General features: G+C 48.5%; 13 protein-coding genes. 4 read left to right on the top strand and 9 right to left on the bottom strand.

All coding sequences use genetic code 11. The features are described from left to right. The first annotated feature begins 1 nt into the window (after window position 1). From RDN79_RS10775 to RDN79_RS10785, 3 genes are all read left to right on the top strand, one after another. On the top strand, window positions 2-1615 hold the full coding sequence (locus RDN79_RS10775) for an ABC-F family ATP-binding cassette domain-containing protein (protein ID WP_298547013.1): 1614 nt from the start codon (window positions 2-4) through the stop codon (window positions 1613-1615). Window positions 1616-1689: 74 nt separating this feature from the next. After that, complete coding sequence (locus tag RDN79_RS10780) at window positions 1690-3549, top strand: LTA synthase family protein (protein WP_298547015.1); 1860 nt, start codon at window positions 1690-1692, stop codon at window positions 3547-3549. 120 nt (window positions 3550-3669) lie between these two features. After that, window positions 3670-4917 carry a DUF3843 family protein gene (locus RDN79_RS10785; RefSeq protein WP_298547017.1) on the top strand — a complete coding sequence of 416 codons (1248 nt, stop codon included), beginning with the start codon at window positions 3670-3672 and terminating at the stop codon, window positions 4915-4917. 42 nt (window positions 4918-4959) lie between these two features. On the opposite strand, the gene RDN79_RS10790 is transcribed toward RDN79_RS10785, so the two are convergent. Further along, window positions 4960-6000, bottom strand: coding sequence for a Gfo/Idh/MocA family protein (locus tag RDN79_RS10790; protein WP_298547018.1), 1041 nt, complete (start codon window positions 5998-6000; stop codon window positions 4960-4962). Between the two features lie 6 nt (window positions 6001-6006). Further along, window positions 6007-6720, bottom strand: a complete 714-nt coding sequence (locus tag RDN79_RS10795) for a 2-phosphosulfolactate phosphatase (protein WP_298547020.1) — start codon at window positions 6718-6720, stop codon at window positions 6007-6009. 105 nt (window positions 6721-6825) lie between these two features. Here RDN79_RS10795 and RDN79_RS10800 point away from each other — a divergent pair, with 105 nt between their 5' ends. Then, on the top strand, window positions 6826-7419 hold the full coding sequence (locus RDN79_RS10800) for a DUF4251 domain-containing protein (protein WP_298547022.1): 594 nt from the start codon (window positions 6826-6828) through the stop codon (window positions 7417-7419). Window positions 7420-7502: 83 nt separating this feature from the next. Here RDN79_RS10800 and RDN79_RS10805 read toward each other — a convergent pair whose 3' ends face one another. The 7 genes from RDN79_RS10805 to RDN79_RS10835 form a co-directional block, all read right to left on the bottom strand. After that, the gene (locus tag RDN79_RS10805) at window positions 7503-9488 is read right to left on the bottom strand and encodes a glucosamine-6-phosphate deaminase (RefSeq protein ID WP_298547024.1); all 1986 of its coding nucleotides are present in this window, start codon (window positions 9486-9488) and stop codon (window positions 7503-7505) included. Window positions 9489-9724: 236 nt separating this feature from the next. Next, a complete protein-coding gene (nagA, locus tag RDN79_RS10810; protein ID WP_298547026.1) occupies window positions 9725-10885 on the bottom strand; it encodes an N-acetylglucosamine-6-phosphate deacetylase in 1161 nt (386 codons plus the stop codon). A 3-nt stretch (window positions 10886-10888) separates the two neighbouring features. Continuing rightward, a complete protein-coding gene (gene nagA / locus RDN79_RS10815) occupies window positions 10889-12055 on the bottom strand; it encodes an N-acetylglucosamine-6-phosphate deacetylase (protein ID WP_186928131.1) in 1167 nt (388 codons plus the stop codon). Between the two features lie 281 nt (window positions 12056-12336). Beyond that, complete coding sequence (locus RDN79_RS10820; protein WP_298547028.1) at window positions 12337-14280, bottom strand: ABC-F family ATP-binding cassette domain-containing protein; 1944 nt, start codon at window positions 14278-14280, stop codon at window positions 12337-12339. Window positions 14281-14338: 58 nt separating this feature from the next. Further along, window positions 14339-15379 carry a hypothetical protein gene (locus tag RDN79_RS10825; RefSeq protein WP_298547030.1) on the bottom strand — a complete coding sequence of 347 codons (1041 nt, stop codon included), beginning with the start codon at window positions 15377-15379 and terminating at the stop codon, window positions 14339-14341. 33 nt (window positions 15380-15412) lie between these two features. Next, a complete protein-coding gene (locus tag RDN79_RS10830; protein WP_298547032.1) occupies window positions 15413-18325 on the bottom strand; it encodes a glycoside hydrolase family 2 TIM barrel-domain containing protein in 2913 nt (970 codons plus the stop codon). A gap of 95 nt (window positions 18326-18420) precedes the next feature. Next, window positions 18421-20025, bottom strand: coding sequence for a RagB/SusD family nutrient uptake outer membrane protein (locus RDN79_RS10835; protein WP_298547034.1), 1605 nt, complete (start codon window positions 20023-20025; stop codon window positions 18421-18423). Between the last annotated feature and the right edge of the window lie 22 nt (window positions 20026-20047).

Raw genomic sequence — 20047 nt, forward strand, 5'->3', positions numbered from 1 at the left:
TATGATAACGGTTAACAATCTGGACGTACAGTTCGGAAAACGTATCCTGTTCCAGGATGTCAATATGAAGTTTACACCGGGCAACTGCTACGGTATCATCGGGGCTAACGGCGCCGGTAAATCAACATTCCTCCGTGTTATCAGCAAGCAGCTGGACCCGACACGCGGAACCGTGTCTTTAGGACCGGGCGAACGCCTTTCCGTATTGAGCCAGGATCACTTCGCATTCGACGAATATACCGTAATAGACACGGTGTTGATGGGCCACACCACCCTTTGGGAGGTGATGAGCGAGAAAAACGCCCTGTATGCAAAACCCGATTTCAGCGATGCCGACGGTATCCGCGTATCGGAACTGGAAGAGAAGTTCGCCGAAATGGAAGGCTGGAATGCCGAAAGCGATGCCGCCGCCCTGCTGAGCGGCCTGGGTATCTCGGAAGAATTCCATTACACACTGATGAAGGACATGAGCGGTAAGCAGAAAGTACGTGTCCTGCTGGCACGCGCCCTTTTCGGACAACCCGATAACCTGTTGCTGGACGAGCCGACCAACGACCTCGACCTCGAAACTGTCATGTGGCTTGAAAACTACCTGGCAAACTTCGAACACACCGTGTTGGTTGTCAGCCACGACCGTCACTTCCTCGACTCCGTTTGCACGCATACGGTAGATATCGACTTCGGCAAGCTGCAGATGTTCGCCGGAAACTACAGTTTCTGGTACGAATCCAGCCAGTTAGCACTCCGCCAGCAGCAGAACCAGAATAAGAAAGCGGAAGAAAAGAAGAAAGAATTGGAAGAGTTCATCCGCCGCTTCAGCGCCAACGTGGCGAAGTCCAAACAGACGACCAGCCGAAAGAAGATGTTGGAGAAACTGAACATCGAAGAGATCAAGCCGTCTTCACGACGTTATCCGGGTATTCTGTTCACACCGAACCGCGAACCCGGCAACCAGATATTGGAAGTAAAGGGGCTGACAAAGTCCATCGACGGAAAAGTCCTGTTCCGGGATCTGAACTTCAATGTAGAGAAAGACGACAAGATTGTATTCATCAGTCACGACCCGCGTGCGATGACCGCCCTTTTCCAGATCATCAACGGAGAAGAAAAGGCAGATGCCGGAACCTATCAGTGGGGACAAACCATCACGACGACCTATCTGCCGCTCGACAACTCCAACTATTTCAACTCGGATTACAACCTGATCGACTGGTTGAGCCAGTTCTCGCCCGACACGAACGAAGTCTTCCTGAAAGGCTTCCTCGGTCGTATGCTGTTTTCCGGCGAAGAGCTGTTGAAGAAAGTGAGCGTACTTTCCGGAGGTGAAAAGATGCGTTGTATGATCTCCCGCATGATGTTGACGGATGCCAACTGCATCATCCTCGACACGCCGACCAACCATCTGGACCTGGAATCCATCCAGGCTTTCAACAACACCTTGCAGTCATTCAAAGGAAACATCCTGTTCTCCAGCCATGACCACGAGTTCATCCAGACGGTTGCCAACCGCATCATCGAGCTGACTCCGAACGGCATTATCGACCGTATGATGGAATACGACGACTATATTACCGATCCGATGGTCGCCGAGCTGAGAGAAAAGCTTTATAAATAAACAAGCATTGATAACTTTCCAGAAGAAGAACCAGGTACGCGTACCTGGTTCTTTCTCCGATACCTTCCCTGTATATGAAGAAAAGAATCCTCTTCCTCCTCGCCCTATTTTTGATCTGGTTACCACTCTTGGCAGTCCAAAAGCCGGTGTTCATGCTGTACCACCATGCCTTAGCGAGCGGATGCCTGCTAATCGATTACCTTAAGGTAATTACACACGGGTTGCTGTTGGACTGTACGATAGCCGGCTATCTGACGGCGTTACCTTTACTGATGACATTAGTTTCGGTATGGTTGCCGGGGACTTTTTACAGGAGACTGCTGAAAGGATATTTCGGGATCATGGCGGTATTGATCGCAGCGATCTTCTCCATAGATGTGGCTTTATACAGCTATTGGGGATTCAGGTTGGATGCAACGCTTTTCTTCTATCTCCAATCACCCGGTGATGCGATGGCAAGCGTACCGCCGGGACAATTCGTTGCCCAGTTGCTGATGTTCGCCGTATATGCTTTCGGGATATATTGGGTATTGAAAAGGTTTATCGTTCCGCTCTTCCCTGCAACACAGGTACGGAAACGGTTGAGCGGAAGCCTTATCATTATCCTGTCGGGAGGAATACTCTTCATTCCGATACGGGGAGGAGTAACGACTTCGACGGCGAACGTGGGGATGGTATATTTCAGCCAAAACCAGTTCCTTAACCATTCGGCAATCAATCCTTGTTTCAGCCTGGTCGCCTCGCTCAGCAAGCAGCAGGATTTTGCGGCACAGTTCAATTTCTTTCCGGAAGAGGAAAGGAAGGAGATAATGAGTACCTTGTCCCAGCGCTCCCGCATCAAGTGCGGGAACGAGGAAGACGCCACGATGCCGCAAGCCCTTCTCAATACCTCTCGGCCGAATATATTGATTATCCTGATGGAAAGTTTCTCGGCGAACGCGATCGGGGCGGTCGGCGGAGATTCGGTCATTACGCCCAACCTAAACCGGTTGAGTAAGGAAGGTGTGCTTTTCACCAACATGTATGCCAATTCGTTCCGGACAGACAGAGGTATCGTTTCGGTGCTGAACGGGTATCTGGCGCAGCCGACCACTTCCATCATGAAGTATCCGGCAAAAAGCCAAACGCTCCCCTCCATTGCCAAAAGACTGACTAACGAAGGATATGTCGCCGACATGCTGTATGGCGGAGACATCAACTTCACCAATATGCAGAGTTATTTCTTCAGTTCCGGTTATGGCCGGATCACGGCAGACCGTGATTTTCCGCTCACCAGCCGCCTGAGCAAATGGGGAGCGAACGACGATGTGACGTTCCGACACCTGTACGAAGACATCAAAAGCAGGGACAGCCAGGCACCCTGGCTCAGCACGTTCCTGACGTTAAGCAGCCATGAGCCTTTTGAAGTACCCTATCACCGATTGGACGAAATGGGACTGTATCCGAACTCGGTTGCTTTCACGGACAGTTGCATCGGCGACTTCATCGATAAGCTGAAAGAGCTGCCGGCATGGAAGAACACGCTGGTTATTTTCGTTTCCGACCACGGATATCCTTATCCGAAAGAGGTAACGGGCTATGAACCCCGCCGCTACCATATCCCGATGCTCTGGATCGGCGGTGCGGTGAAAGAACCTGTCGTGATCGACAAATATGCCAACCAGACGGATCTTGCCGCCACCTTGTTGAACCAATTAGGGATCGATCACGACGCTTTCACTTTCAGCCGGAACATCCTAAGCCCCGATTACCCGGAATATGCTTTCTACACTTATTCCAACGGGTTCGGGTTTATCGACAGTACCGGTATCTCCGTCTATGACAACGAAGGAAACAAGCCTCTGATCGAAACTCCCCGCGAAGGCAGCGACCTGCGACTTCGCAAAGGAAAGGCATTGCTGCAAACTCTTTATGACGATTTAGGAAACAGGTAAACATGCAAGATGGGAAGTGTTTGTTATATTTATCCGTCGGTAGAAGTAAAAGGATCAACCAAATATTTCACTACATTTGTACCCACGAATCATTAATATAGACACGAATTATTTTAATATATGAAGGACATTAAAATCTATCCGAAAGATTGGTTGCAGTTGCACCCTTATAAGCAGTCAGATCCGACAGATCTCTATTATACTAATATCGCAAACCGCATTTACGGCATGCTGGAAGAAACACACCTCGCCTATTCTTTTGAGAAGGACGAGGTGAAACAGATCTGTATACGCATGGCTGCCTATTTTGAGGACGTCATTTCCGGTCTGAATATCTGGCGCTCGTTCATCACGGAGCACAAAGCCTTATACGGTAAATTCCTCCCGTTTTATACACCTGACGATCATTATTATGATGACGAGGTCAACTATGAAGACATCCGGTTCTTGCTCTGGCATTACACACAGCAGTATCACGGGCATCGCAATGGCACATTCGTCAGTCCCGACAATGCGGCAAATGGTGATACTGCCAGCCTGATCTACCAGATGTTTTGCGACGAATGGACGACAGCACCGGAGAACGAACGGCTGCAACAGCTCTTTGCTCCGGAAACCCGCTATGAGGATGTCGACAAATACAATGAATTGCTCCACTGGTTCCACTACCGATGTTACCTGTTTACCGATTCATTACAGGAACTGACGGATACAGTCAAGGAATATTGGAAACAGGTGAAAGATAAAGACGAGCAGTTCATCATAGTTGCCCACAATACATTGGCACATATTTCCAAAAGAATGTTCTTGGCTTACACCTCCCCAAAATGGCTTTCGTTGATTCTTCCGGCAGACCATCCGGATCACAGCCTGTTCGTTGAAGAAGGTGAAAAAGCACAGACATTCAAAGAACCGGAGTCCGAAGAGAGTGAGAAAGAGCTGGCCGAGCACTTCGAGAAATTCACGGCAGCGGCAGAAGGTAAAGCACTTCTTTATTTCCAAAACAAACAGGAATTCCTCGATTTCCTGACGAAGATCGGTATCAAAACGGAAGGAGCGATAGGCGATACAATCCCCCGGAAATTTGCCGTTTATGCCACCCCTTCAGAAGGTCTGCAAATCCTGACTGACGGCGTTGAGTATATCAAAGACGAAAACAATCCCTTCTACGATCAGAAGAAAGCGGAAGAGCAAGGTCTGTCCTTCTTCATGATCCGGAAATGCAGCCCGTATCTGCTGAGAATATTGGAAGAAAAAGACATGTTGTCAGATGCGCAGGCAAAGAGCCTGATCGGTGAGGAACGCAGCAAGGCAATCGTTCACGAGAACTGGGAGTTCCTGATGAGATATTTCCTTCGGGAATATTGATTTATCTGTTACTTTGGGCTTGATCCAAAAGTAACGGATAAATCAGTTTTTATCCGCCGGATACCGAATTCCCAATTGCCTGCGCACTTCATCGATGATTTCCAACGTGATCAGGGAATGTTCGTGGCTGTTGATCACGGATTGTCGTTTACCCGACAAAACCAGATCGATAAACTCCGCCACCTCATAATAATATTCATCCTTATCCGTCACCGCACTTATATCTTGAGGTTGGGCAGAGAGACCTTTACCGGAAGCGGCCGCCAGGCGAGGCGTATATTTCACCTCACCGATTATATTGATCCGGTCGAGCGTTATGTTGCCATCTTCCCCCTGTATCTCTGTAGGCAGGGAAGAATTGGCTATTTTGGAATAGAGAACGGTCGCACTCATTCCTTCGTATTCGAAATTGACGGCTCCCTGTCCATCCGCTCCAGACGAAAGGACAATCCCGGAAGCATCCATCTTTTTCGGGCGTCCGAACAAAACGACCATCGGATAAACGGTATAAATCCCGATATCCATCATCGCCCCATTCGACAGTTCGGGCCTGAATGCATTCAGCACGACTCCTTCCTTGAATTTATCATATCGGGAAGAATACTGGCAATAGCAGGAAAAATAGCGTCGTATCGTTCCCAAGCGTCCCAAGTTTTCCCGTACCGACCGGAAATTCGGGGTAAGAGTCGGCTTCATTGCCTCCATCAGCGTAACGTCATACTCCGCTGAGGCAGCGATCATCTCCCTCACCTCCCGTGCATTCGAAGCGAAAGGTTTCTCACAGAGCACGTGCTTTCCATACTTCATGCACAAGATACTCTGTTCCGCATGAAGGAAATTAGGCGATGCGATATACACTGCATCGATCAACGGACTTTTCGCCATCTCTTCCAGAGAAGTAAAAGTATAAGGTATCTGATGTTTGGCGGCAAAGGCATCCGCCGTCTCCTGTTTGCGGGAATAAACGGCAACCAATTCAAAACGGTCGTCCTGCCGTGCCCCGGCAATCACCCAGTCGGTTATAAAATTAGTCCCTACTACTCCAAAACGTACTTTTCCGGTATGTTTTTCCATATATTCCATTTCTTGTCAGCGTAATATTAATGTATTTTCCTCTATCGAAAGTTCGGGAACCTTGTCCGTACTACTCAATGTCAGGCAATAGGGAACAGCATCTTCGAGACGGTTCGCTTTCAGACGTCCCATATGGTCCGTCGTGTCCAAATAAGCAAGCAGGTCCTCCTTGTTGCTCGTCCACATATCACGGGCAATCACGGCTGCATCGCTGCCCGCTTCATACAGGCCGGTATTCAGCAACGTATCTGTCAAAGCTCCGCCAAAAAGCGTATCTTCTATATTCACCTTATCCTGCCATCCGGAACAGAGCACGACTACATCCCGCTTATGGCGGGCACAGTAATCGGCCACAGCCTGCAGATTGATGAAAGCTCCCGTTATCACCCGGAAAGCAGATTGGGCGATCGTGATCGCACGCGTACCGTTAGTTGTGGTGAACACAATATCTTTTCCGGAAACCTTTTCCGGCGTATAGTCGAACGGGGAATTCCCGAAATCGGCAAACCCACAACGCTTCACATTCCGCTCCGCTCCGACCAGCCAGCCTTTTGCCTTATATGCCTCGGCCTCTTCGACAGTAGCGACCGGACGGATGCTACGAACACCATTACTAAAAGCAGCGGCCATCGTCGTCGTTGCACGGAACACATCCACGACCACCACGATAGCTTCGGGATTATGATAGACCGGATATAATGCCGGTGAAAAACAAACATCTATTTTCATATCAAACGATTATTATCCCTACAAAAATACGGGAGATTTTAAACATTTCCCACATCCGCTTGTTCTTTTAGTACATTTTTGAATAAACGTTTTAAACTAAGTCGTATGAAAAGAATTGTATCTATGATGGTGATCTTCACCCTAATGTTGGGTGGTATGACACATGTGCAGGCTCAGACAAGTAAAGCCGCAGAAAAAGCTGAAAAAAAGCAGGAAAGAAAAGAGAAAAAAGAAGAAAGGTTAGCTAAGGACGCCGTCATGGGCGAAGAAGCATTCAACAATGCCATGCAGGCTATCACAAACCAGTCGTTCGTACTCGAAGCCAACTCCGTACAACCGTTGAACGGACGTGTTTACTATGTCAACTCAAACACAAACTTCGTTTCGTTGAACGACGGACAGGCTATGGTTCAGATTGCATCCAACTCTCCTTACCCCGGTCCTAACGGTTTAGGCGGTATCACCGTACAAGGCTCAGCATCCAACGTACAGGTCAAACAGGAAAACAACGGAAACGTATATCTGACCATGAGCGTACAGGGTATCTTTATCTCTGCAACCGTCAACTTGGTATTATACAGCGGAACCAACAATGCGATGGTTACTGTAGACCCGAACTTCTCAGGAAACGACCTGACAATGAACGGAACATTGCTTCCTTATTCAGACTCTAACGTTTTCCAAGGAACTACTTACTAATTCATATATATATATTAAACAACAATGAGAGGGCGGCCCGATAATCGAGCCGCCCTCATTTTTTTTATGACAGTCCGGTTTACTTATCGACCCGGAACATATTGTACGAATGCTTCCATCGCTTCATAAGAGGCAAGGCCCAACTGATGATAGAGTTCGGCAGTAGCCCGATTGCGGTCTTCGGCACGTTGCCAGAACAAGCGTTCGTCGTCACCAAGGAACGGTGCGCTTTCAGCCTGCGACTGGTGCTTCAGGATTGCATTTCTCTTGTGACGCAACTCTTCGGGAGAGATAGGAACGGCCATTTCCACATGGTCCATTTCCCATTCGGCCCAAGCCCCGCGATACATCCAGATGCGGCAGTTCTTCAACCATTCTTCATCCTTCAGTTCATCGATAGCCGCCAGAACGGCATTCAGGCATACACGATGAGTTCCATGCGGGTCGGCAAGGTCGCCGGCAACGAACATCTCATCGGGTTTCACATCCGTCAGCAACTTCTTCACGATGGCAATATCCGCTTCACTCAGGTCATTCTTCTTCACCAAACCCGTTTCGTAGAAAGGCAAGTCGAGAAAATGGATATGATCGTCATTCTTGATTCCGCTGTAACGGGCACCTGCACGGGCTTCTTCCCGGCGGATCGTGCCTTTCATAAAGAGGACATCGCGTCTTTCAGCTTCACCTTCCACCTTTTCATAACGGAGGAAATGAATGATTTCTTCGGCTTTCTTCTTAACCGTTTCGTCTTTTGTGTACTTATCGCAAACGTCACGCAGATATTCACAGTAACGGATTACCTCTTCATCCCCTACGGCAATATTGCCGGAAGTTTCGTAAGCGACATGCACATCGTGATGCTGTTCACACAAACGATGGAATGTACCACCCATCGAAATCACATCATCATCCGGATGCGGACTGAAGATAATCACCTTCTTCGGATACGGAGTCGCACGTTCGGGACGGTTTGAATCGTCGGCATTCGGCTTGCCGCCCGGCCATCCGGTAATCGTGTGCTGGATATCGTTGAATACCTTGATATTCACATTATAGGCCGAACCGTACAGGGCAAGCAGTTCACCCAGGCCGTTTTCGCTATAATCCTTGTTTGTCAGTTTCAAGATCGGTTTGCCCGTCAACTGGCACAACCAAACGATTGCGCGACGGATCAGTTTGTTGTCCCACTCGCAATTGGTAACCAGCCAGGGATGACTGATACGTGTCAGATCATAAGCAGCCGACAAATCGACTACGACTTTCGCATTCGTATGGTTCTGCAGGTAAGAAGAGGGAACAGCGTCACTCACTTTGCCTTCCACCGTTTTTGCGATGATCTTCGCCTTGTCTTCACCCCATGCCATCAGGATCACATTACGGGCTTTCATCATGGTAGCGATCCCCATCGTGATGACTCCCGCAGGCACATTGTCCAGTGACGGGAACGTACGGGATGCTTCTTTACGGGCAGCCCCTTCCAGCAGAACCAGACGGGTACGCGAACTCAAAGTCGCACCTACGCCGTTGAACATAATGTTGCTCGCATGTCCCACGCCCAACAGGATATAATCCAAACCGCCTGCCTTCTGGATGTTTTCTTCGTACATCCGGCAAAAGTCGATGATGGCATCCTTCGGCATACATCCGTCAGGCGCATAAATATTTTCAGGAGCGATATCGATATGGTCCAGCAAAGCCTCTTTCAACTGCGCCACATTGCCGGCGGAAGGAGAGACAAGCGGAAAGAATTCATATTCGACAAAGACAACCACGTTGCGGAAGCTCAGTCGTTCTTCCTTATGCATACGGATCAATTCTTTATATACGCTCAGCGGAGAACGGCCTCCGGGAACAGCCATCACAAAGTTTTCACCGATTTCCTGTTTCTTGCGAATCTGATCCGCTATCTCCTTAGCGATAGCAAACGAACCTTCATCGGCCGATTTATAGATGTTTGTCGGAATCTTTTCCAGACGGGTTAAAACTGAATGCTCGAAAGCATTCTCCGGGCGATAATACCGCTGCGGTATTCGCGTCAGGGTAATCTGCGAACTAAGGTCTGTTTTCATGTTTAATTCTTGATTTAGTATATTATCGTAACTTGAATCACAAATATAACAATTAATAAATGATTATAGCTTTACAGACCATTTAAAAAATCAATACGATTATAGGAAATATAGATATTACGGATTTTGGCAGAGATGAATCAAATGTATCATTTAAGAACCAGGTTCGCGGACGACACGGATCGGACGGATCATCTGCGAGCCTGGTTCTTCATTCTTTATCAGTTCTAATCTTCTTAAAACAACGTATTGGCGGCCGGAACCAGGTTCCCCATCGACCAAACGGCACGGACAGCCAGATTACGGTCCATGATGATGATATCGGCATCTTTTCCGCGCTGCAACGTGCCCGTACGGTCGGATACCCCCATCAGGCGTGCCGGAGTTTCGGAAGCCATGCGAACGGCATCGGCCAACGGGATATTGGCTTTCTGGACCATCGTACGGACCAGCACGTCCATCGTAGCGATACTTCCGGCAAGCGAAGAATGGTCGGCCAACTTGCAAACACCGTCTTCAATGATAATACGTGAACCTTCGGCCGGTTTCACATCGCTCGCGGCATAAGACAACGCATCGGTTACAAGGCACGTTCGTTCCACCCCTTTCAGCTTATACACCAGACGAAGGATCGTAGAAGGCAAATGTTTACCGTCGGCAATCACTTCCACCGTCATATCGTCCATCAGGAAAACGCTTTCCACCGTTCCTTCGTATTTATATTCACGACGCTTGTGGAAACCGGGCATTGCATTGTAGAACTGGGCCGCATGGGTAAAACCCGCTGCATAGGCCCCTTTGATATCCCCGAATTCGGCTTCCGTATGCGTAATGGCAGCCAAGATACCTTTCGATCTGAGATAACGGGCGAAATCATGCGCACCCGGCAATTCAGGACTGGCATCCCAACGCTTAATACAGTTCGTGCTTTCCAGGATAGACCTATATTCTTCCTTATCCGGATCTTTCACATCGTATAAGCTACCGGCCATCTTGGCATTCAGGTAAGGCCCCTCCACATGAAGTCCCAACACAGGCCCGTCTTTTTCCGCCATAAGCTTCTCACAGACAGAGACAGCTTTGCATATCGATTCTTTCGAAGAAGACGACAACGTGGGGAAAAGAGTCGTCGCACCATGTTTCATATGCGCGGCAATCGCGCTATGAAAGGCTTCTTCCGTACATTCCTTAAAGTCGTGGCCGCCACCGCCATGCACGTTCATGGCTACGAAACCGGGAATGATATACATACCCTTGGCATCTACCACTTTGGCGCCGATAACAGCCAGGTCACTGTTTGTCACCTCCAAAATCTTCCCGTCGCTAATCAATACGGAGCCATCCTTCAACCATCCCTGCGGGGTGAGGATCTGGCCATTTATTATTTGTGTCAGCATAAATCAAAACAGTTTATTCGTTCCTTCCACTAATTTACCCATCGCCCAAACAGCACGGACGTTCAAGTCCTTATCCAGAATCTGGATATCCGCATCCTTACCTCGTTGCAAAGAACCTTTACGGTCGTAAACGCCCATGATGCGTGCCGGAGTTTCGGAAGCCATGCGAACGGCATCTTCCAACGGAATCTCGGCTTTCTGGACGACCGTACGGATCAGACGGTCCATAGTCGCAACACTACCGGCAAGCGCAGAGCGGTCCGCCAACTTGCAAACGCCGTCTTCGATGATCACACGCGGATCGAAAGCCGTCTGGCTGTCACTTGCGGCACAAGCCAGCGCATCGGTAATCAGGCAAGTGCGTTCCACGCCTTTGATCTTATAAACCAAGCGGAGGATTGTCGGAGGCACATGGATACCATCGGCAACCACTTCGACCGTCATGTCGTCGATCAGATAAATACTCTCGACCGTACCTTCATATTTATATTCACGGCGTTTGTGGAAACCGGGCATTGCGTTGTAGAAATGCGTGGCATGAGTATATCCGGCTTCGTAGGCAGTCTGAATATCCTCGTACTCGGCTTGCGTATGGCCGACAGAAGCCAGTACGCCTTTCGACGTGATGTATTTGCCGAACTGCATGGCTCCCGGCAATTCGGGAGCGGCATCCCAACGTTTGATGCAATGTGTCTCTTCCAACAGGGGAATGTATTCTTCCGGATCCGGATTCTTGATATTTTCCGGCAACTGGCCGCCGGCCATCTTCATGTTGAAGTAATGTCCTTCCAGATGAAGCCCCAGGACAGGACTGTCTTTTTCCGCCATCAACTTTTCAGTCGTTGCGGCCGCCTCACGGATCATCGGGATGGTCGAAGAAGACAATGTAGGAAAAATACTGGTCGTACCATGTTGCATATGAGCGGCTACTGCTGCCCGGAATGCATCTTCGGTACCTTCCATAAAGTCACGGCCTCCACCGCCGTGAACATGGATTTCTACTCCGCCCGGCACGATATACATGCCTTTAGCGTCTATCAAAGTGGCTCCTACCACTGCCAGATCGCAGTTAGTCACTTCCAGAATCTTGTTATCACTTATCAGAACAGAACCGTCTTTCAACCAGCCCTGTGGGGTAAGGATCTTGCCATTTATAATCTGAGTTAACATAGCGCAAGAATTAAGTTTGTGTTTTTTAGTTTTAAGTAGACAAAGGTAGAAAGATTTTCTAAAGAGAGTTAAAGACCAAGCGTTAATATTTACTTTTTCAAAACAGAGAGAGTAAGTCGGTCCAGGAAGGTTTTATTTAAGTGACAATAGCCATGCTTCTATTGTCAAACAGCCCAATCATTGACCTTTGGCCTTTGGCCGAAGATCTTTCCGCCCTTGGTCAAAAACCCTTTCGACACATGTCAAAAACCTTTTCGACAGTTGTCAAAAGTCTTTTCGACCTAACTATTGGCCGCATTCAGTTCTTCCAGTTCGAGGGTCTGTTCCGTCCAGAGATCCATCGTGTCGGAAAGTTTCTTCTTCAATTCGGAATATTCGGTATATAAGGAAACATCCGCCGCCCCTTCGGGAGTGGCGAGCTTGACCTCGATAGCAGCAATGGAGTTTTCGAGTTCCGTTATTTTCTTTTCGGATTCGGCTATCGCTTTTTCAACTTTCTTGATTGCCTTGCTTTGTTCCTTGCGGGCTTCATAAGAGAGCTTGTTTCGGGTCGGCTCCGAAGCGGTTCCATCCATAGAGGTTGTCGCTTGGGTGGAACGTTCCAATTCGCGCAAGCTATCCATCTTCTTATGTTCCAGGAAATCATAAATACCTCCCAAATGTTCGATCACCCGTTTATTTCCGAATTCATAAACCTTGTCTACCAGTCCATCCAGGAATTCACGGTCGTGCGAGACGACGATAACCGTACCGTCGAACTCTTTCAAAGCATCTTTCAGCACATCTTTCGAACGCATGTCCAAATGATTGGTCGGTTCGTCGAGGATCAACAGGTTCACCGGTTCCAACAACAGCCGGATCATGGCCAGACGGGTCTTTTCTCCACCGGACAGTACCTTCACTTTCTTGTCCGATGCTTCTCCACCGAACATGAAAGCCCCCAGTATGTCCCGTATCTTCAGGCGGATATCCCCCTGCGCAACATAATCGATCGTATCGAAAACGGTCATATTCTCGTCCAACAGCTGTGCCTGGTTCTGTGCAAAATAGCCGATCTTCACATTATGCCCCAACTGAAGCTTTCCGGTAAAGTCGATCTCTCCCATTATACATTTAACCAACGTGGACTTGCCTTCGCCGTTCTTGCCGACAAAAGCGACTTTGTCTCCGCGGTTAATGGTAAAAGTGGCATGCTCGAAAATCAGATGGTCGCCATAGCGCTTGGCTACATCTTCCGCAATCACCGGATAGGAACCGGAACGGGGAGCCGGAGGGAATTTCAGGCTCAACATAGCCGTATCCACTTCGTCCACTTCGATGCGTTCAACCTTTTCCAATTGTTTGATACGGGATTGCACCTGCACGGACTTGGTCGCTTTATAACGGAAACGCTCGATGAAAGCCTCCGTATCGGCCAATTTCTTCTGCTGGTTTTCAAAGGCACGAAGCTGTTGTTCGCGGCGCTCCTTACGCAATTCCACATATTCGGAATATTTTACCTTATAATCATAGATCTTACCAAGTTCTATCTCTATCGTCCGGAAAGTCGTGTTATCGATAAACGCCCGGTCATGTGAAACCAGGATAACCGCATTGGCACGTGTCGCGATGAAGTTTTCAAGCCATTGGATGGACTCGATGTCCAAATGGTTGGTCGGCTCGTCCAGCAACAAGATATCCGGCTTGCGGAGCAGGAGCTTGGCAAGTTCGATACGCATGCGCCATCCCCCGCTGAACTCGGAGGTCGGCCGGTCGAAATCCTCACGGCTGAATCCCAGACCGATCAACGTCCGTTCCAACTCGGCATGGTAATTATTTCCGCCCATCATCTGAAAATGTTCCGTCAGATGCGTGACACGGTCTATGAGGTTCTGATACGATTCCGTTTCATAATCGGTCCGCTCGGCCAGTTGCTGATTCAGCCGTTCTATCTCCTTCTCCATCTCATGGATATGCTCGAAGGCCTGTTCCGCCTCTTCGCGCACCGTCTGTGTATCCGCCAGCTTCATCTGCTGGGGAAGATAACCTATCGTCGTCTCCTTCGGTACGCTGACCGATCCGGATGTGGGCGATTGCAATCCGGCAAATATTTTCAGCATCGTCGATTTTCCCGCACCGTTCTTTCCCACCAGTGCGATACGATCCTTCTTATTTACCACGAACGAGACATCATCAAAAAGCGTAAACCCGCCAAACTCAACTGTAAGTCCTTCAACAGAAATCATATTTTTTCTCTTTTAGCAGATGCAAAGGTATATAAAATTTTTATTGGAGCGCCGTCCTTTAATTCTTCTTCCGCTCGATAGGTGACGGAACTTTCTTTGCATATTTATCCCGGTCGCAGACAATCTTCCCATCCACATATTCCAACTCAGCAATCTGGATGGAGGCACGGTGATAGTTCCAACTGTTTTCTTCCACTTCGATACCGTCCATTTTGTACGTTCGTCCCGGATGGGTAAAATAGAAAATAAAAGCACGGTCACCAATCACGACGACATCGCAATGCCTTCCCTGGTCAAAATCGTCCGGACGGAGGCCCGGCTTGTTCAGGATCGTCGAATTATAGGTCCAGTTTGTCGCATCGTCCGATTCGTAACAATGCAAGCCGACATATCCCAGATTGCATTCATCGATGATGTTCCAGTATTTATTCTTCCAATAAAAGACAATCGGTCCTTCATGCGGGACATCGTCGATCTCGCATTTACCAGTTATCTCCCAGGTCGTCAGATCCTTGCTCACACCCGTATTTGTTTTGGAGTCGGGAGTCTTGTACCACATCTTCCACGTCCCATCCGGCATCTGAAACGCCGAAGCGTCGATACAACCATGCGTACCCTCTATTTCCTCCACCAGATCCCAGTTCAGCAGATCCTTGCTCTTGTAAAAGACAAGCCGGGCATCACCTCCCCAGAAAGGATGAATGCCGGGGATAAAGGTCACGATCATGTAATAAGCGTCCTTATGCTTGAACACATCGGGAGCCCAGAAAGTGCTCTGTCCCTGCATAGGTTCCGGCAGGTTCGCCGTCCCGACATAATACCAGTTTTTACCGTTGTCCTTGGTGGCCGCGATCCCGACCTTACTGCCATAGACACAGGCCACTTCCTGCAAGTTAGGGACATTGGCGCGACGTTGGGTGTAGAACATCCACCATTCCTGCCGCTTCTCATTCCATTCGAGCGTCGGGTCGGTCGGACCGTCATGGATTGGACAACGGTACAAAGGGGCCGGCGCATGTTCGATGTCGAACGGCTTGTCCTGTGCAAAAAGGCTTGCCCCGTAGAACAGGACTGCCAACATAAATAAGATTTTCTTCATGCTATTCAGATTAAACGTATTATACATTATATATTAATAGAGTGAGATTTCCCCCAGGCCGGCACGTCCTTCGGAGACATTCTCGATTGTCAAGCGGACATATTTCACTTCCCGGTCAACCGTCATCGGCTTAAACTCCCACCCCGTACATTCGCGTTCATAGAGGAGTTCCCACCGTTCGCCATCCTCGGAAGTCTCCACCTTATGCTTATAGGAAGAGCTGTCTTTCTGGAAAAGGATACGGCTGGCAACCACATATGTCGGACGGTCCAGCACCAAAGTGACCACTTGCGGCAAGCGATCTTCCCCGGCGATCCACCAGGTATGATCGTCATTGTCGATTATATTGGAGGCCGGATACCCGTTTTGGCTGCTTCCGACCTGGACCGACGCTATTTTCAGGCGCGGTCTTTCCAAGACGCGCTTCTGCCAGGAAGAAGGTTTTACCACAACATTGTCTTCTTCTTTCCCGGTAAACAGGGCATGTTTCCCATCGGGCAGAGACTTTCCTTCAAACGGCTTCGTGCTGATTTCAGCTTCACCGGAGGACAAACCCTCTGCTGTCGCTTTCACCGTAATCTTACCGGCTTTCTTCGTCGTGCGGACAAATGCGAACCCAACACCTCCTTCCACCTTCTGAGGATTGATACCGATACGGCTGATCGTGTCTCCGACCAGCATCCCTTCACCGGAGACCTGAATACGGATTTCCTGTCCGGAGTTGTAGACCAAAGAGCCGTTCTTGTCACAGACCTTAATGTAGACGGGAATCATATCCGAGCCGTCAGCAACAGGAACAATGCCATCCGTCTTGATATCCACAACCAGACGATCGGCTTTTTCCGGAGTGCTCACACTATGGGTCGCCACAACCTTTCCGCCAACCAGCGCTTCCGCCTTTAAAGTCCCGGCTTCATATTCCCCGGCATTAAAGACGAATACCGGACTCCCCCCCTTCTCGACAACCGCACGATACAGCGGAGTCCGTTCTTCCCTCGTCTGAGTCCCGACCAGCTTCTCATTACGATAAAGACGGACTTCGTCGCAGTTGGAAAAAACCGTTATATCCGTCGTCGACGAGGCGAAATCTCCCGAAGCATTATAAGAAGCGATAAAGACCATCGGCCCTTCATATAATCCCGGTTGTGAAATTGTCTTGTCCCGCATACTTTGCAACATGAAGTAGCTGAATTTCGGATACCGGTTGATATCCACCACACCGCTATACATCGTTTCATCCTGGCTACCTCGCGCATAGTCATTGTAGCTCCAAACGAAATGGCCGCCCATATGAGGATTGGCATCCAGCATGCACCAGTCAAAATAGCCTTTGCCGTTCAACTGTTCGATACGGCTACGGCACTGGCGCATTTGTTCTTCCTCGCTTTCTTTCAAGCTGACACGCGGTTTTTCGCCCACGCCATCTCCCCATTCACGGGTAAACAACGGCTTGACCGCTATAAAATCTTCCGGATAATTACTCATCACATCCCCGTCTTTCGGGAACTTGGAAACCTGCTTATAAAAGACATCATAATAAGGTTCCATTTCCGCATGTCCGAAGTAATCGCCTGCAGTGTACATCTGATCGCCCGGATATTCGGCATGAGACAGTTCGAAAATCTCCTTTGCCAAAGAGACCGGATAACGGGATTCGTTCAAAGCCGTTTCCCAAAGAACGACGGAAGGGTGGTTCCGGTCACGGCGGATCATCTGGCGTCCGATCTCATACAAACGTTTGATGAAAGTGGAATCCGGATTATAGAACTGCCAACCGGGAATACACTCCACCACTAACAGCCCATATCGGTCACATGCCTCCAGGAAAGCCGGATCGTTCGGATAATGAGCGGCGCGAACCGCATTATAGCCACCTCGTTTCAGGTCGATCACCTCCCTCACCTGCATGGAGTTGGAGGCCGCATCCCCGACGTTGGCAAACGCCTGGTGGCGGTTGGCTCCGCGCATATACAGCTTTTCCCCATTGATAAAGAACCCGTCCTCGGCCGTGTAGCGGATCGTACGGATACCGATTTTCCGGATGGTTTCATCGAGGACTTTATCATCCGACAGCAACTGTGTACGCAAGGTATAAAGGTGAGGCGTATAAGGATGCCATAAGGCAGGTTGATCGACAATGAGGTTCTGCTCCACCGTCCCGTCCGATTGCTTTTGCAAGGTCACCGATGTTTCTGCCTCTGCAACGATACGGCCTGCCGAATCGACCAGTTGCGAGAAAACGGAAAGGGCTTCATCATTATCTGTCAAATTCCGGACATGTGTGGCAATATGCGTTCTTGCTTTCTCCTTTGTCACTTCGGGGAAAGTCACGAACTGGCCACCGCCGGCAACTATGTTTTCCTGTAAAGGATCTGTTATATAAATCTTGTCCGTAATCACCATCCAGACATCCCGGTAAATCCCACTATAATAGTAAAAGTCCATTTTATCCTGCGGCTTTCCCGGAGGTGTAAGCGGGTCCTGTTCGGCAGACACACGGACAGCCAGCACATTATTGCCATCCCAATCGATACGGTCCGTAAGGTCTGCAACAAATCCCATATAACCACCGTGATGATCCGTAATCTCTTGACCGTTCAGATAAACATCGCAATTCACCATCACACCTTCAAAAGAAACGACGATCCGTTTATCCTTATATTTTGCAGGTAGTTTGAAATAACGGCGATACCAACCGATCCCGTCATAAATGGAGTTTCCGCCGCAATGTTTCGTTTCCAATTGCATGATATGAGGCAGGGCGACAGGCATCCATCCGGAATCATCCAGATCCGTCCGGCTCCCTTCCGTCACATCCCCCCGGTAAAAAGCCCAGTCGGTATTCATGTCCAGCACTTCCCGACCGGAAGCAGAAGGAGCGTTGCAACCATATCCCAACGCAACGCAAATAAAAAATAAGAAATAAGAGATTGTTTTATGCTTCATGCCATTTTAAGTGTTTTTCAATACAAAGGAAAGGGATATATTGGAAATGATCCAATATATCCCTCCTTAAAACATGATAAAAATATCAGTTCTTATTAATAACCGTCATTCTGTTTCAATTGATCATTCTTTCGTATATAGTCCTGCTTGATCGGCAGATAACGGTGGAACGGTTTGAACACACGTTCTTCAACCAGCTCGCTACCTGTAATGACAGCACGCTTGGTCGGCTCTTTTTCTTTATAGTCGATTGTACCGGTGATCACTCTCAATTCGCCGTTCAGCACCGTTTCAGCCACCATCTTTCCACTGGCGTCTTTCCAACGGATAATATCCTGACGGCGAAGACCTTCACCGGCTAATTCAACAGCACGTTCACGACGAATCAATTCGCGTAACTTATCTTTCGAACCATATTTGTTCCGGTCTACCTTCGGCATACCAACACGTTCACGGATCTGGTCCAACATACCGTAAATTTCAGCAGACGGCCCGTTCAACTCATTTTCCGCTTCCGCATAGCTCAACAAGACTTCCGCATAACGGAAAATAATCGGCTGGCAATTGGTAGCCCAAACATCATTGTACTGATCCATCGGAGCTAAATATTTCGCCCAAGTCAGACGAGTCTTGGAACAGTTATTCGCCCCATTGTTATTGGGATTTGCCTTTCCATCGATTTCTTTGTCCAATGTATTCAATACTTTACCGTTCCAATCCATACCCGGATAGAGGACAGTCATAGCCATACGCGGGTCACGGTTGGCAAACGGATGTTTTGCATCGTAACTACTACCAGCCTCTTCTTTTGTCAAACCGTTGCTCATTTCATACGTATCAATCAGATTCTGTGTCGGAACCATAGAAGACCAACCACCATCGCCATTGTTATACATCGTTGCAATCATCCAGTTTGAATACAAATTTTCATCGTGCTGGACAGCCGCAATGATTTCCTTCGAATTTTGTCCGGACACCATAAAAAGGTTCTCAAAACTTGGATCCAATTCATATTGTCCCAAATCTATAATAGCCTTGGCAGCATCTTTTGCCAACTGAAAATCCGAATAGAACAGGGCTGTACGCATTTTCAGCGCCAATGCCGTACCTTTGGCAATATATCCGCTGGCTTTCGGCGCATCATTCAGCATCGGGATAGCAGCATCCAGTTCGTCATAGATGAATTTCTTCACCTCTTCTTCTGTATTGCGTGGAACCTTGGCCTCTTCGGCAGTTTCATACGAATCGATGATGGGTACACCACCATACAACCAGTTCATTGTGAAATATTGATAAGCCCGGATGGTCTTGACTTGTCCGATCATATCGTTTTTCTTGTTCGCATCCGCAAACTCGACACTCTCGATATTCTTGATGAAATCATTACAACGGCGGATCATTCCAAATGAATAGTAATTGGCAACATTACCTGTCGGTGTCATTGTGCCTGCACCTATCTCTCTCCATCCTTCATGGGCATGGAAATTGAATCCGAAATCGGAAGCACAGTCCCAATACAAAATACCGGTTTCATCGGCCCAACCGTCATAACATCCGATCAGAAACTTTTCGGCATCTGTTTCCGTTTTCCAAGTCGTTGCCGGAGACAGAGCATCCAACGGAGCCGTATCCAAAAAATCGGAACAGGAAGTAGCCCAAATTGCCATTCCTGACAACATATATACTAATAATCGTTTCATATTTATATCTTTCTTTTAAATC

The sequence above is a fragment of the uncultured Parabacteroides sp. genome (assembly GCF_902493135.1).
Classification (GTDB): domain Bacteria; phylum Bacteroidota; class Bacteroidia; order Bacteroidales; family Tannerellaceae; genus Parabacteroides.

Coding starts and splice junctions, on each gene's coding strand:
- RDN79_RS10805 (WP_298547024.1), bottom strand. CDS start 9,488: ATGAAAACAGACCTTAGTTCGCAGATTACCCTGACGCGAATACCGCAG.
- RDN79_RS10825 (WP_298547030.1), bottom strand. CDS start 15,379: ATGAAGAAAATCTTATTTATGTTGGCAGTCCTGTTCTACGGGGCAAGC.
- RDN79_RS10795 (WP_298547020.1), bottom strand. CDS start 6,720: ATGAAAATAGATGTTTGTTTTTCACCGGCATTATATCCGGTCTATCAT.
- RDN79_RS10820 (WP_298547028.1), bottom strand. CDS start 14,280: ATGATTTCTGTTGAAGGACTTACAGTTGAGTTTGGCGGGTTTACGCTT.
- RDN79_RS10785 (WP_298547017.1), top strand. CDS start 3,670: ATGAAGGACATTAAAATCTATCCGAAAGATTGGTTGCAGTTGCACCCT.
- RDN79_RS10790 (WP_298547018.1), bottom strand. CDS start 6,000: ATGGAATATATGGAAAAACATACCGGAAAAGTACGTTTTGGAGTAGTA.
- RDN79_RS10800 (WP_298547022.1), top strand. CDS start 6,826: ATGAAAAGAATTGTATCTATGATGGTGATCTTCACCCTAATGTTGGGT.
- nagA (WP_186928131.1), bottom strand. CDS start 12,055: ATGTTAACTCAGATTATAAATGGCAAGATCCTTACCCCACAGGGCTGG.
- RDN79_RS10830 (WP_298547032.1), bottom strand. CDS start 18,325: ATGAAGCATAAAACAATCTCTTATTTCTTATTTTTTATTTGCGTTGCG.
- RDN79_RS10835 (WP_298547034.1), bottom strand. CDS start 20,025: ATGAAACGATTATTAGTATATATGTTGTCAGGAATGGCAATTTGGGCT.
- RDN79_RS10780 (WP_298547015.1), top strand. CDS start 1,690: ATGAAGAAAAGAATCCTCTTCCTCCTCGCCCTATTTTTGATCTGGTTA.
- RDN79_RS10775 (WP_298547013.1), top strand. CDS start 2: ATGATAACGGTTAACAATCTGGACGTACAGTTCGGAAAACGTATCCTG.
- nagA (WP_298547026.1), bottom strand. CDS start 10,885: ATGCTGACACAAATAATAAATGGCCAGATCCTCACCCCGCAGGGATGG.